Here is a 12,922-nt window from a genome sequence, read left to right as displayed (position 1 = left end):
ATATTTTTCGACATGCTATAATAAAAGAGGCTTTATAATAAAGCCTCAATTATTTTTATGATCACAGCTATATATAAAACCATGATTATTAATTCTCTTAAGAGCTTGTTAATTAACTTGAGCAGTTTAACAAGCTCTTTTAATTTTCCCATGTCGGTTTTCCTCCTCCTAGCACCTTGAAACAAGGAAAATAAGAGGTATTTTTAAAAGCAAGAGCAAACTAGGACATAGACCAATAAATTATGCAAAAATCACACGTTATACATAGGATTCAAGTACAATCCTAAAACGGGATCACATCCCAAAAATGGGAATCAGTAAAAAAAGAGGCTTGTTTTGCCTCTTTGCTTTATCTATTTGTTTCAAAGTTGAATAGAATCTAATGCCACATCACATAAATTAAAAATCTTTATAATTTCTATAGATGTAAATTTGGATTGTCCATTTTCTTTTTTAAGATAGGTGCATTCAGATGTACCAATTAAATGGGCAAAGTCTTTTGATGTGTATCCTTTTTTTTGTTCTGATTTGTTTGATTGTCATTGTTTTTATCTCTCTTTCTTAGTTAGATTTTGGTTAGGTTTTGGCTAGGTTTTTTAATGTAGTTGTATGAATTGCTAATATAGATGTAATTCAATATCTCCTTTATATAAAGCACACTAGCAACATTATATTGAATTGTATGAAACGCTATTTTATAAACTATGTTACAATACAATTATGAAAACAATGTTTTATATTGTCCGACATGGACAGACGTTATTTAATGTCAAAGAGTTGATACAAGGATGGTCGGATTCGCCTTTGACCCCTTTGGGCGTACATCAAGCGCAATTAATGGCTGAAAAGATCAGTCCGATTGAATTTATTTTAGGGGTTTCCAGTACGAGTGAGCGAGCTAGAGATACGTTATTGACCATCACGCAAGAGCGTTTTCCCGTCCTTTTCTACAAAGATCTAAAAGAAGTTGGGTTTGGTAGTTTAGAAGGGGGAGATCGTCGTCCTCTATTAGAAAGTCCACGACGGGATTATACTGCTTGGGGTGGCGAAAACTTTGATGAAGCAGGTCTGCGTGTGGAACGCCGTTTGATCACCATTGCCAAACATGTTGGCAATCGAAATGTATTGGTGGTCAGTCATGGTACGGTCTTGCGAGAGGTGATCCATGATTTAGATCCAAACTACAATGATATCATGCCCAATTGTTCCATGATGAAGATTGCGTGTGAAGATGGACAGTTGTCCTTGGTCAGCTATCCGGAGGTTTTGATATGACAAGATTTTATGTCGTTCGTCATGGCAAGACGTTATTTAATAAGAAAGGCTTATATCAAGGGTGGTGTGATAGCCCCTTGCAGCCAGAAGGTATCCAACAAGCCAAGGAAATTGGTGCCAAGTTGATGGACAAGTCTTTTTCGTTGGCGCTATCTTCGACTTCGGAGCGAGCGATGGATACGATGCACTATATCATTGCCAATCGGGGCATTCCTTATAAGTATGAAAAGGGTTTACGAGAAGTCTTTTTTGGCAAAAAAGAGGGAGATCCATTTGCGGTATCACGACCGGATCCTGAACAAGATTGGATTGGGTTTGCATTTTGTGGCGGAGAAAATCGTGATGATGCAAGAGCCCGTTTCATGCATACATTGGAAAAATATGCGGACCAAGACAATGTTTTGGTTGTGAGTCATGGCGCGGTCATTGCTCGTACGATCGAATATTTACGACCGGATATTGCCAAGACTCGTCCACATATTTCTCAGTTGGTCCCCAATTGTTCATTAACGATTTTTGATTATCAAGATAACCAATGGCAATTGATTCAATTACCCCAAAAGGAGGTTTAACTATGCATAAAAAAGACATGGACACGTTGGATCTTTTCAATGAATTGATGTTTCAAAAATTTGCGGTGGATCGTACATCTTTGATTCATCGTATGATGGGACTCTCGGTTCCGGCGTATGTGGCGTTATTTTATATTGAAGAAGAAACGCGCCTAGACGATCAAGATAAGGTCTTTGTACGTGATTTATCGGATCATTTGACCATTTCTATGATGGAAACCGCAAAGATCGTTGATGAACTGCAAGAACAAGAACTAGTAGATCGTGCATATGAAGGGGATGGTTCGGAAGGAACCTATGTCTATTTGACCGAACATGGGAAAGCGGCATGTGATAAACAACGATGTGCTGTGGTCAAAAAATATCGACATGTCGTAGAACAGTTTGGTAAGGATCGATTGGTTCAATTGTTACGAATGTTGGAAGACTTGGACAAGATCTTACATGCAGAAGAAGAGGATGAATGATCTTCTTCTTTTTTGTTGACTTTTCTGCCTGTTGTGTTATTGTATTAGTGTACTAAGAGATTAATACACTAATACAGGAGGTGATGACATGAAATGGAAGTTGGACACGGATCGTCCGATTTATCTTCAGATTGTTGAGCATATAGAAAAGGATATCATGAAGGGAAAATATCCGCCGCAATCGCAATTGCCTTCGGTACGTGCCTTGGCATTGGCGATTGGAGTCAATCCCAATACGGTACAACGTGCCATGGCGGAATTGGAACGAAAGGGATTGGTTGTTTCACAACGTACAAATGGTCGATTTATAACAGATGATCAAGAAAGGATCCAACAAATGAAAAGGGAATATGCACAAGCAGAAATTCAAACATTTTTATCGCATATGGCTGATTTGGGTTTAGATACCCAAGCAGTGATCGAAGCGATTCAGAAAGTTGAGGGAGAGAAAGATGAGTAAAATTGTATGTAAAGATCTAACAAAAATATATTCGAGTCATAAGGTGGCTTTGGATCATATAAATTTTACGTGTGAAAATGGGCGAATCGTTGGTTTATTGGGTCCCAATGGTTCGGGTAAGACCACGTTGATGAAACTAATGCAAACCTTATTGATGCCAACAAGTGGTTCCATTGAAATCGATGGATTGGAGCCAGGTGTAGAAACGAAAGCTTTTGTTTCGTATTTACCGGATGTGGAGTGTTATGATCCTAAGATGAAAGTCAGAGATTTAGTGAATTTCTATGATGATTTTTATATGGATTTTGATTTGGATCGTGCCTTAGAAATGATGAGTGAATTGCACATTGATCAAGATATGCGTATGCAAGCTTTATCCAAGGGAAATAAAGAAAAGGTGGCTTTGATCTTGTGTATGGCAAGAAATGCAAAACTCTATATTTTGGATGAGCCAATTGGCGGTGTTGATCCAGCTACTCGTGATTATATCCTGCATACCATTCTTTCTAATTTTGATACGGAAAAATCATCGTTATTGATTTCAACGCATTTGATCACGGATGTGGAAAGCATCTTGGATGATGTGATCATGATCAATGAAGGAAAGATCGTAACGGCTGAAAGCGTTGACGCGATTCGCGAAGGACATGGTCAATCGGTCAATGAATATTTCAAGGAGGTATTCAAATGTTACTAAAACTTTTTAAATATGACATGAAAAGTGTCAGTTGGAATTTGGGGCTGTTGCATCTTTCTTTGTTTGTGTTGATTTTGGTTGCTCGTGGTTTTGAAAATATCATGCCGATTTTATCGGATATCTTATATTTTATATTTGGTGTCGTATTGGTCATTTCCCAATTCATGGTCCATATCAGTTTTATCAAACGATTCAAAGCACGAACTTTTGAGAAAGAAAGTTATGTCTATCATTCATTGCCAGTTACTGTGGATAGTTTGATGTTGTCACATACGTTGGGATATGTGATTTGGGGCTTGATCAATCAAGTGGTATTGTTTGTGGTCATACTATTTACAGGCATGGTCATTGATCCGGGTTCGATCGACTGGTCTGATTTCCATACAATCATTTCGCAAGTGCCCGGTCAATTATGGGTCTTGTTGATGGTTGGTTTGATCTTAGAGTTTGTTTGGTTTTCAACTTGGGCACAAATTGCGACAACCATTGCCAATCATTTTCCAAACCATGATCGCTTGGTCTTGGTCATTGAATATATTGCTTGTTTCTTTGTGATGTTGTTTGCGTGGATGCGTGCAACATTGTGGTATACCAACCATATGGATTCTGTGATCGTTGAAGCAACGAACACCAAAGTTTGGCCCTATATCCTTCAGTATGGATGGATCATATGTGCCATAACGGCTTGTTTGATCGTGATCAATTATCTGAGTGCGCGCTATCTGCTCACAAAACATACGGATATTGTTTAGGATCCTTTTGAAATTATTCTAATATTTTTAAAGATCGGAGAGTCTTGTTCATCTAAATCACCACCTATCGACAAGACGATTGTGTCGGCCATGTTTTTCGTGGCCTTTTTATGTTAAGGTTGTTTTATGAATAAACAAGAATATATGAATCGAACTTATACCTTATTACGTTCTTTTTTACAATGTTCCTATGTTGAATTTTGTGAAAAGACAAGTGTCCATATAGAACAAATTGATGAATGGATCTATGTCTTTCTCTTATATCCCATCGTAAATGGGTTGGAGCGAGGAATCTTGTTGGTGTATGATCAAGACCAAGTCATTGCGGATCTTTCTTTTATGCATGGTTCGCTGGATGATGTCCTGAAAAAAGAAAGTGTGTATGATGCCATTACGCTGGATTCCGATTGGTCCAATTTGGAGTATTATACCTTGTGCCACTACTATTTCCCTGATTTGGCCTATCCCTATTGTCAAAGTAAAAAAGAAGAAACCTTTTTTGGTGAAGTCATCTTTTTTACCAATGCCTATGTAACAAAAAGCTATCGACAAAAAGGCATTTTCTTCTCCATGTTGGATATATCGAAAGAAATGGTTTGTCGGCAAATCAAAACCTCTTGTATTTTATATGCCGTCTTTGCCTTGGATCCCGACATTCCTTGTTACGGTCCTGATACCACTCCTGAACCCTATTATTATTCCATGAAAGATGAACCTGCGCGATTGCGCAACAAAAGCATCCTGGAAAAACGTGGGTATGTCGGTGTGCGGTTGGAAGATGAAGAAGAAAACGATGGGTCGAAATTGTGGTATGCCCTCTTAAAAGAGCAGGAACAGATTGTAGAAGTGGATGTAGTATAATAACTACATAGGAAGGAAATTGTATGTTAACTGCATTATTTATTTTAGTTATCGCATGTATTTTGGCGGGTTTAGCCATCTTTTTGGTAAGCTTGCCCTTTTTGATTATTTTCTCTATTGTCTTTGCTTTGCTTGGCCTCTTTTTTCATTATTGGTGGGTCTGGATCATCCTTATCGTTGTATGGATCCTATTTAGAAAAGAGCAAGATTGATATGGCAACGATTGGCTTATTGGGATTATCCGATCCAGTCAAAGAAGGATCTCTTGTTTCTACATTGACTGAACTGAGGGCATGGGGCCATAAGGTTTGCCTATCTCCATTCCTTTTTCAAGCAGCTACACCGAAACAAAGAGCTTCCATTTTTAATGATTGGATGACTCAGCCATTTGATTTTATCTTTGATGTATCGGGTGGAGATCTTGCCAATGAGACCATTCGTTATTTGGATTTGGAGGCGTATCGCACCAGCCATGCTCTGTTTCATGGCTATAGTGATCTGACTTGTATATTGAATGTATTGGCATCGTATCGACCTTGTGTATTGTTTCAAATCAAGCAGAATCAAAATAAAACGGATTTAAGGAATTATCTTTCTTATCGATCCAATGATTTAATGATTGGTTCTGGTTTGGGTGGAAATATTCGGTGTTTCTTGAAATTGGCAGGAACCCAATATTTTCCCAACTTGACAGGTGTTCCATTGTATCTGGAAAGTCGTTCGGGCAATGCCTATCGTATTCGTTCGTTCTTTGCCCAATTGGAAGATATGGGTGTGATCGATCAGATTGCTTCTTTGACATTGGGAGAATTTACACAATTGGAAGCCGAAAACGACTATGATGTATTGTGTACGATTACCAGTTCGTATCCGATACCGGTATCATTCCATGCACCTTTTGGTCATGGAAAGCATTCCAAAGCTGTTCGATTGGAGGGGTAATATGGTAAAGGCAAAATATTTTCTTTATTACTTTGGCATGAGCGTGATCTATGATCTGGCTTATTTCTATATTGCTGCGCATGCCACCAACTATGTTCCCTTGGTCTTATTGATTGGGGTCTTGTGGAGCGTAGGACTTTATAAATTATGTATGGAATTGTGGGACATTCATCGCAAGATCGAATGGAACGAAGGTTTGATCGTCATCTTGGTGCAATTTCTTTTTCAGTTTGTACTGTTAGTTTGTTTGAATATTTCCGTTAAAAATGATGTAGCTGCCATTGTCTTACAGGTGGCATATGGTTTGATCGTTTTATTGTGGATGCCAGTACAAATTGGTGTGAACTATCGATTGGCGAAGCAGAAAAAACCACAAAAGATGGGATTGTGGAAAGGTTGTACCGCCTATTTGATCATTTTGGTAGGTTTGGATACATTGACGCGAAATGTCTATGCGTTGACATCATTAGAAAGTGTGGCCAAATCTATGGCTTTGGCCAATAATACGTGGTTTGGTTGGACCATGGTCACTTGGATGCAGGTGCATTTTGCATCGGCGATTGGTATGGCCTTGATCGTGATTGTCATTTATTTTGTGTTGAGTCTTTTCGAAAGTGGCATTTGGTTATATGTAGTCAATCAAATAGGTAAAGAGAATGGATTTAAGCGTATTAAAGCTCACAAGTAGACGGCATGGCTTATTGGTTAAGATGGGAATTGATTCGGTCGAAGATCTTTTGTCGACTTATCCCTTTCGTTATGAAACCATCGAAATCATTCCATATTCCCAATGGCAAGAAAATGATCATGTTTGTTTTGAAGGATTGATTTGTAGTCTGGCACGAGTCATTCGTTTTGGGAAGAATCGTTCCATGACGAAATTTACAGTTATTTCGTATGATCAAGAAATTGAAGTGACGTTGTTTAATCGTCCGTGGACCCAACAATTTACCTTTGGCAAAGATATTACGGTATTTGGTCAATACAAAGGAAAGAATAAATTTACGGCCACCAACTATAATTTTGAACCTTTATCCAAACAATTAGGCATGCATCCGGTGTATACCTTACCGCAAGGTATGCATCAAAAAGAATTTCAAAAGATCATGGATCAAGCCTTAGCTTTTCGCTATGAAGTGGAAGATGTGATTCCGCATCGGTATCGTGAAAAATATCGTTTATTGGAACATGGACAAGCTTTATTATGGGTACATCATCCCCAGGATTCGAAGCATTTGCGATATGCTCTACGCACTTTAAAATATGAGGAGTTTTTATGTTTTCAATGTGTCATGCAAGCTACACAAAATCAAGCAACCAGTGCTTCGAAAGATCCGAAGATCTTTGATGAAAGTTTGATTGATGCATGGATCCATCAATTACCATATCCATTGACCAAAGATCAAGCCCAGGCCATTGATGATGTGTGTGAAGATCTGCATAGTAGTAAAACGATGTTTCGTTTGGTACAAGGTGATGTGGGTTGTGGCAAGACCATAGTGGCGATGGCAGCGATTTATGCTTCGTATCTAGCGGGATATCAATCGGCTTTCTTAGCGCCTACGGAAATCTTAGCCCGTCAACATTATGAAAAGATGAGGGCTCTTGGTTTGGATGCCCAATTGTATGTATCGGCGCTTTCTGCCAAAGAGAAACAAACTATTTTAGATGGCATGGCTTCGGGTGAAATGTTGATTTTTGTGGGTACTCATGCCTTATTCCAAGACCAAGTGCATTTTTCAAAGTTAGGTTTAGTGATTGCGGATGAACAGCAGCGGTTTGGTGTGCGTCAGCGACGTTCGATGTTGGAAAAAGGAAAAAATGTGGATTTTTTGATGATGTCAGCGACACCAATTCCGCGTACCTATGCCCATTTTATTTATGGCAATATGGATATTTCCAATATCAAGACAATGCCACCCCATCGAAAGCCAGTCATAACCAAATATGTCAAAGGCACTTCGATGAAACCAATTCTTAAAGATATTCTCCAAGGATTACAGGAGGGTCGGCAGTGTTATGTGGTATGTGCAGCGATTGAAGATTCGACAGAAGTTTCGATGCGATCGGCCACCAAAGTGTACGAAGGCATGAAAAAAACGTTGAAAGATAAACGAATTGGTTTGTTGCATGGACAGATGACCAGTGAAGAAAAAGAAGCTATGATGAATCAATTTGTGAATAAGGAATTGGATGTATTGGTTTCGACAACGGTCATTGAGGTGGGTATTGATGTGCCCAATGCGACGTTGATGGTTATTTATGATGCACATCGTTTTGGGTTAAGTACGTTGCATCAGTTGCGTGGGCGTGTAGCACGTGGTAAGGAACAAGGGTATTGTTGGTTATTGTCGGATTCGAAAGATTCCCAAGCCATCGAGCGTTTAAAGAAATTGGAAACGATCACGGATGGTTTTGCGATTACGGAATATGACTTGCGCTTACGTGGGCCTGGTGATTTTTTAGGCGTTCGACAGAGTGGTTTACCGAATTTTGTCTTGGGTGATTTGGAAAAAGATAAAGCCATGATGGACGAATGTGTAAAGAATGCCGAGGAAATCTTACAGCAAAAGATTGATCAGCCGATGTTGGATTTTATTTCTAAAGCTATAGCCAATGCCCAGTATTTTGATTAAAATAGAGTCATGAACGAAAGAATTCGAAAAAAACTATTGTATTTTGTGAGTGTGGGGGCGATGATCGCCATCTTGACATTGATTGGTTATGCTTTTTTCATGCGGCAAGTGAATGTGGATGTCACCCAAAATATGAAACTCGAATATACAGGTGAAAATGGGAATGCGTCTTTGGTCGTGACCAATCCGGCAACTAATATCAATGAAAGAACACGAACGTTTTTAGAGTCGGTAAAATATAAAGCCGATCCGAATACAGATTTATCCAATGGGGATCGAGTGAAAATCACAGCTACGTATGATAAAAGTCTAGCGCGTCAATATAATTTTCATCCAACGCATACCACAACGACTATCAAGGTTTCGGGTTTGCCGGATCAATATGCGACGGTATCCAAGATTCCCAAATCTTATTTACAAGATATCTATGCGGCTGCAGATACGTATATTGACGATCATGAAGAAGATATTTTCCGCATCGAATTGAATCAATCCAATGCGAATGTGAAGTTGCGTTCCAATCAGACGATCTATCGAGCTTTCTTAAAATCCAAAAAGAAGGGCAATAGCGATCGTATTTTAGAGATGCACAATCTACAATATCGTGTTAATGATACCGACTATACCATTTACTATACGGTGATCGTACCAAGAATCAATGATTCCAAAGAAGTGGTCACGGATGATATTTATGGTGAAGAAGCAACGATGTCGGAGGATGAAATCAAGAATAAACAATATAGCGAGTATGTTTCGCGTGTATATGGTTCTGGTTATACCATAGAGGAGATCAAATAATGCCACAACGAATCATTTATTTAGTCGATACCGAAAATGTCGGATCATCTTGGAAGATCTTATTAGAAAAGAAAACGAAAAATGATAAGATTTATTTATTTTATACGGAGAATTCTCCACATATTTCTTATGCGGATATGTTGGAAATCGTACAATATCCAAATGCGTTTGAAGCGATTCCTTGTTGTACAGGTAAGAATGCTTTAGATTTTCAATTGGCTTCGTATCTGGGTTTTTTAGTCAAGAGTGCACCGAAAACGCAATATTGTATTTTTTCCAAAGATACAGGATATGATGCCTTGGTTTCTTTTTGGAGTGAGAAAGGCTATAGTGTTCAGCGATTGGATGCCGTTTCTTTTGAGCAACAAAAGAAAGAGGAAACCAAATCAAAGGCACAAACCACTTCACTTACTACCATGGATGATCAAGATGCCAAAATTGTCCGGGACATTTTAGCCCGGAATCATGAGGAGTTATTGGATATCCACAATGAATTGGTACAAACCTTTGGCATGAAAAAGGGAAGTGTCATGTACAAGCAGTTAAAGCCAGAAATTAAACTGGCTGCCCAACAAGACAAACAAAATGAAGTCTGCCACTAAATAGTGGCTTTTTTTACAGTGAGGAATGATAAAAATGCGAATTCTACAAATTCAAGCACATGTATATAAAGAAAAAGAAAAGAATTTAGATGCATTGGAAGCGAAAATCAATGAATACAAGGATCAAAAGATTGATTTGGTGACGATTGGGGAAATGTTTGATTGTCCGTATCAAACGGATTGTTTTCCTAAATATGCGGAAAAAGAGAAAGAAGCGACATGGGCGCGATTGTCTTCGATTGCCGCAAAGTTTGGGGTTTATTTATCAGCCGGTTCGGTTCCGGAAAAAGATGATAAGGGACATATATACAATACAGCCTATGTATTTGATCGACAGGGGCGACAGATTGCGAAACATCGAAAGGTCCACTTTTTCGATGTGGATATCGATGGGGGTCAACACTTTCATGAATCCGACACCTTGACAGCCGGGAATGAATGTACGACCTTTGATACCGAATTTGGTAAGATGGGTCTTTGTATTTGTTTTGATTGCCGCTTTCCAGAGTTTGTGCGATTGATGGCTTTAGAAGGAGCCAAAGTCATCTTAGTTCCAGCCTCTTTCAACATGACCACAGGCCCGGCTCATTGGGAATTAATGTTGCGCTCTCGTGGTATGGACAATCAATGTTTTGTAGTGGCTACATCCGATGCCAGAGATGAAAAGGCAAGCTATGTATCTTGGGGCCATTCGATGGTCGTATCGCCTTGGGGCAGTATCGTCAGTGAAATGGATGAGAAAGGATGTGCCAAAGTGATCGATATCGATTTGCGGGAAGTCGAAAATATTCGTCGACAATTGCCTTTGATGACGGCTCGAAGAGAGGATGTCTATGAATTGAAAAAGTGGGTGAAACAATGAAAAAGATATTTTCTTATCGCAACAGTTTGATGGCTTGTGTCGTGGGTGGTTTACTCGGTCTTGCGACTTGTTTTGTCGGGATTTATTTATTATCGACATTAAGTGCTGCACCAACCGTTAGTGCTATGAGCAAGGTATCCAATTATTTGTGGTTAGTCAAATCAAATATCTTGGCTCTTTTGATTTTGTCCATGGTTTGGATCATCCATTTGGTGCCAGATCATAAAAAATCCATCAAGGATTGGATCCCTATTGGTTTAACATGGATTTGTTTGGTTGTATGTACCTTGGCTTGGCCAACCCTCAATCAGGTTCATCAGGTATTGCTCCATCCAACGATGTTGCATTTATTAAGTATCATGGATCTTAAACAAGCCAAGATGAATCACATGATCATTTTATTGGTCATTGGTATCTTTGGCATGTTGGTCAATGGCATTCTTTCTATGATGTATTTGATGCAGATTCATAATAAACAATCATAAATCATAAATACAAGAGGGATGGTCACGACGGATAATAGGGTCGTTAGAATAATGCTTTCGGAACAAAGTTTGGTTGGCCATCCTTTTTCAGATAGTACAATGAGAGGAAGATTGGCAACGGGCATACCAAACATCAATAAGGATACCACTTGAAGATCTTGTGGGACATGGGCCAGTATCATGAATAGACCAGCGATGAGTGGAAAAATGACCATCTTTGCGAAGGTAAATCCATACATTTTTCCATCCAACAACATCTTTTTAAGATCCTTTTCTTGAGCAAGTGTCATCCCCGTGATCATTAAAGGCAAGGCAATGGATACTTCTCCTAAATAATTGAGGGTTTGTGCACATACATAAGGAAGGCGAATGTTGAAAAGAAAAAGAACTAAGGCACAAACAGAGGAAAGCGTTCCAATATTAAAGATCTGTTTGTAGGAATGGTCACGATCTTTGATCAACGATAAGCCATAGGTATAAAACAATACATTGAAAACCAAGCCAAAACAAGCAACATAAATCACATATTCACTCCCAAGAAGACCGCGTACAACGGGTATGCCAATAAAGCCGACATTGGGAAAGTTGATCATGCATTGCCAGATGATGCTTTCATAGGGATCTTTGATCCATCGTGTAACGATTTTTCCAAGCAGAATAAAACTGCCATACATCAAAATGGCAATCCAAAAGGTATAGGCAATATATGTAAGATTGCCTGGTGCATCATTGGATAAGACACTGGAAATGCTCAATGCAGGATTGAAGACATTGACGACCAGCCACGAAAGTAATTGTTGTTGAGATTGATCAATCTTCTTGATCTTTTGGGTAAGAGCACCCACTAACATCAGAAGCAAGATGACCATCATTTGTTCAAAAACTAAGATTGTAGACATAAGGATTCTCTCTTCAATAAGTATAAACATTTGAAAGTAATAAAAAAAGCATGTCTTTGCATGGTGCTCCCCCAATTATGAGCCAGAAGTTATGAAAATTGCCAATTTGTATCAAATTCCATATAGTCCGGGTTGCACCACATATTCAGAAAGCTTAGATGCGTTAAAAGCAGGCGCTGCATTTATCAAAGCCTTCCCTATTCCGTTAGAAGTACTGAAGTCATGTAAGGCTAAACAATGTACATTACCAGACCTCCTCCAAACCTCCGATTATATTACCATTCATGTCCCTTTAACGAAAGAAACAACTGGCTTGATTGGCATGGAAGAATTGAAAACAATGAAAGAATCCGCAATTCTTGTCAATGCATCTCGTGGGGGAATCGTCAAAGATAAAGATGCATTGGAAGCCCTCAAATATAAGGGAATAAAAGCCTATGCAGCGGATGTATTTGAAGATGAACCGCCTACAAAGGAAGGATGGCAACAAGAATTATTAGCATTGGATTCGTTCTATTTAAGAGTATTTAAGATTTTGGGTGGGATTTCACTAATTTGTGGATTCCACTCTTTTTTTGTATTTAAGATTTTAGGTGGTTTTATTTAAGAAATAG

The 12,922-nt window shown here is 38.8% G+C and carries 16 protein-coding genes; 15 read left to right on the top strand and 1 reads right to left on the bottom strand.

Features of this window, described 5'->3' with window-relative positions; translation table 11 throughout:
- The first annotated feature begins 720 nt into the window (after positions 1–720).
- The 14 genes from EDX97_RS10785 (at position 721) to EDX97_RS10715 (ending at position 11,409) form a co-directional block, all read left to right on the top strand.
- The gene (locus tag EDX97_RS10785) at positions 721–1,275 is read left to right on the top strand and encodes a histidine phosphatase family protein (RefSeq protein ID WP_128521170.1); all 555 of its coding nucleotides are present in this window, start codon (positions 721–723) and stop codon (positions 1,273–1,275) included.
- Positions 1,272–1,847: a histidine phosphatase family protein gene (locus EDX97_RS10780; RefSeq protein ID WP_128521169.1), complete on the top strand. Its 576-nt coding sequence runs from the start codon at positions 1,272–1,274 to the stop codon at positions 1,845–1,847. The genes EDX97_RS10785 and EDX97_RS10780 overlap by 4 nt, the downstream gene beginning before the upstream one ends.
- 2 nt (positions 1,848–1,849) lie before the next feature.
- The gene (locus tag EDX97_RS10775; protein WP_128521168.1) at positions 1,850–2,314 is read left to right on the top strand and encodes a MarR family winged helix-turn-helix transcriptional regulator; all 465 of its coding nucleotides are present in this window, start codon (positions 1,850–1,852) and stop codon (positions 2,312–2,314) included.
- 88 nt (positions 2,315–2,402) lie between these two features.
- The gene (locus EDX97_RS10770) at positions 2,403–2,774 is read left to right on the top strand and encodes a GntR family transcriptional regulator (protein ID WP_128521167.1); all 372 of its coding nucleotides are present in this window, start codon (positions 2,403–2,405) and stop codon (positions 2,772–2,774) included.
- Entirely contained in the window at positions 2,767–3,471 is a 705-nt protein-coding gene (locus EDX97_RS10765) for an ABC transporter ATP-binding protein (RefSeq protein WP_128521166.1), read from the top strand. Before EDX97_RS10770 ends, EDX97_RS10765 begins: the two co-directional genes overlap by 8 nt.
- Positions 3,462–4,223 (top strand): hypothetical protein, encoded by a 762-nt coding sequence (locus EDX97_RS10760; protein ID WP_128521165.1) that lies wholly within the window; start codon positions 3,462–3,464, stop codon positions 4,221–4,223. The genes EDX97_RS10765 and EDX97_RS10760 overlap by 10 nt, the downstream gene beginning before the upstream one ends.
- Positions 4,224–4,349: 126 nt before the next feature.
- Entirely contained in the window at positions 4,350–5,084 is a 735-nt protein-coding gene (locus tag EDX97_RS10755; RefSeq protein ID WP_128521164.1) for a hypothetical protein, read from the top strand.
- Between the two features lie 132 nt (positions 5,085–5,216).
- The gene (locus EDX97_RS10745) at positions 5,217–6,026 is read left to right on the top strand and encodes an LD-carboxypeptidase (protein WP_183164348.1); all 810 of its coding nucleotides are present in this window, start codon (positions 5,217–5,219) and stop codon (positions 6,024–6,026) included.
- Between the two features lies 1 nt (position 6,027).
- Positions 6,028–6,714, top strand: coding sequence for a hypothetical protein (locus tag EDX97_RS10740; RefSeq protein ID WP_128521161.1), 687 nt, complete (start codon positions 6,028–6,030; stop codon positions 6,712–6,714).
- A complete protein-coding gene (gene recG / locus EDX97_RS10735) occupies positions 6,683–8,662 on the top strand; it encodes an ATP-dependent DNA helicase RecG (RefSeq protein WP_128521160.1) in 1,980 nt (659 codons plus the stop codon). The genes EDX97_RS10740 and recG overlap by 32 nt, the downstream gene beginning before the upstream one ends.
- Positions 8,663–8,671: 9 nt before the next feature.
- Positions 8,672–9,460, top strand: coding sequence for a hypothetical protein (locus tag EDX97_RS10730; RefSeq protein ID WP_128521159.1), 789 nt, complete (start codon positions 8,672–8,674; stop codon positions 9,458–9,460).
- Positions 9,460–10,062 (top strand): PIN domain-containing protein, encoded by a 603-nt coding sequence (locus EDX97_RS10725; protein WP_128521158.1) that lies wholly within the window; start codon positions 9,460–9,462, stop codon positions 10,060–10,062. The genes EDX97_RS10730 and EDX97_RS10725 overlap by 1 nt, the downstream gene beginning before the upstream one ends.
- A 34-nt stretch (positions 10,063–10,096) precedes the next feature.
- Positions 10,097–10,924: a carbon-nitrogen hydrolase family protein gene (locus tag EDX97_RS10720; RefSeq protein WP_221175949.1), complete on the top strand. Its 828-nt coding sequence runs from the start codon at positions 10,097–10,099 to the stop codon at positions 10,922–10,924.
- Positions 10,921–11,409, top strand: a complete 489-nt coding sequence (locus tag EDX97_RS10715) for a hypothetical protein (protein WP_128521156.1) — start codon at positions 10,921–10,923, stop codon at positions 11,407–11,409. Before EDX97_RS10720 ends, EDX97_RS10715 begins: the two co-directional genes overlap by 4 nt.
- Here the strand turns inward: EDX97_RS10715 and EDX97_RS10710 are convergent.
- Positions 11,391–12,308: an AEC family transporter gene (locus tag EDX97_RS10710; RefSeq protein ID WP_183164347.1), complete on the bottom strand. Its 918-nt coding sequence runs from the start codon at positions 12,306–12,308 to the stop codon at positions 11,391–11,393. The genes EDX97_RS10715 and EDX97_RS10710 overlap by 19 nt on opposite strands.
- 91 nt (positions 12,309–12,399) lie before the next feature.
- On the opposite strand from EDX97_RS10710, the gene EDX97_RS10705 reads away from it, so the two are divergent.
- Entirely contained in the window at positions 12,400–12,915 is a 516-nt protein-coding gene (locus EDX97_RS10705; protein WP_128521154.1) for an NAD(P)-dependent oxidoreductase, read from the top strand.
- Positions 12,916–12,922 lie beyond the last annotated feature (7 nt).

The organism is Absicoccus porci (assembly GCF_003725415.1).
GTDB classification, from domain to species: Bacteria; Bacillota_I; Bacilli_A; order Erysipelotrichales; family Erysipelotrichaceae; genus Absicoccus; species Absicoccus porci.
This window is presented reverse-complemented; position numbering and strand designations above follow the sequence as displayed.

What these genes read in the sequence shown, in the direction of transcription:
- EDX97_RS10785 (WP_128521170.1), top strand. Translation starts at nt 721, where the DNA reads ATGAAAACAATGTTTTATATTGTCCGACATGGACAGACGTTATTTAAT.
- EDX97_RS10780 (WP_128521169.1), top strand. Translation starts at nt 1,272, where the DNA reads ATGACAAGATTTTATGTCGTTCGTCATGGCAAGACGTTATTTAATAAG.
- EDX97_RS10775 (WP_128521168.1), top strand. Translation starts at nt 1,850, where the DNA reads ATGCATAAAAAAGACATGGACACGTTGGATCTTTTCAATGAATTGATG.
- EDX97_RS10770 (WP_128521167.1), top strand. Translation starts at nt 2,403, where the DNA reads ATGAAATGGAAGTTGGACACGGATCGTCCGATTTATCTTCAGATTGTT.
- EDX97_RS10765 (WP_128521166.1), top strand. Translation starts at nt 2,767, where the DNA reads ATGAGTAAAATTGTATGTAAAGATCTAACAAAAATATATTCGAGTCAT.
- EDX97_RS10760 (WP_128521165.1), top strand. Translation starts at nt 3,462, where the DNA reads ATGTTACTAAAACTTTTTAAATATGACATGAAAAGTGTCAGTTGGAAT.
- EDX97_RS10755 (WP_128521164.1), top strand. Translation starts at nt 4,350, where the DNA reads ATGAATAAACAAGAATATATGAATCGAACTTATACCTTATTACGTTCT.
- EDX97_RS10740 (WP_128521161.1), top strand. Translation starts at nt 6,028, where the DNA reads ATGGTAAAGGCAAAATATTTTCTTTATTACTTTGGCATGAGCGTGATC.
- recG (WP_128521160.1), top strand. Translation starts at nt 6,683, where the DNA reads ATGGATTTAAGCGTATTAAAGCTCACAAGTAGACGGCATGGCTTATTG.
- EDX97_RS10730 (WP_128521159.1), top strand. Translation starts at nt 8,672, where the DNA reads ATGAACGAAAGAATTCGAAAAAAACTATTGTATTTTGTGAGTGTGGGG.
- EDX97_RS10725 (WP_128521158.1), top strand. Translation starts at nt 9,460, where the DNA reads ATGCCACAACGAATCATTTATTTAGTCGATACCGAAAATGTCGGATCA.
- EDX97_RS10720 (WP_221175949.1), top strand. Translation starts at nt 10,097, where the DNA reads ATGCGAATTCTACAAATTCAAGCACATGTATATAAAGAAAAAGAAAAG.
- EDX97_RS10715 (WP_128521156.1), top strand. Translation starts at nt 10,921, where the DNA reads ATGAAAAAGATATTTTCTTATCGCAACAGTTTGATGGCTTGTGTCGTG.
- EDX97_RS10710 (WP_183164347.1), bottom strand. Translation starts at nt 12,308, where the DNA reads ATGTCTACAATCTTAGTTTTTGAACAAATGATGGTCATCTTGCTTCTG.
- EDX97_RS10705 (WP_128521154.1), top strand. Translation starts at nt 12,400, where the DNA reads ATGAAAATTGCCAATTTGTATCAAATTCCATATAGTCCGGGTTGCACC.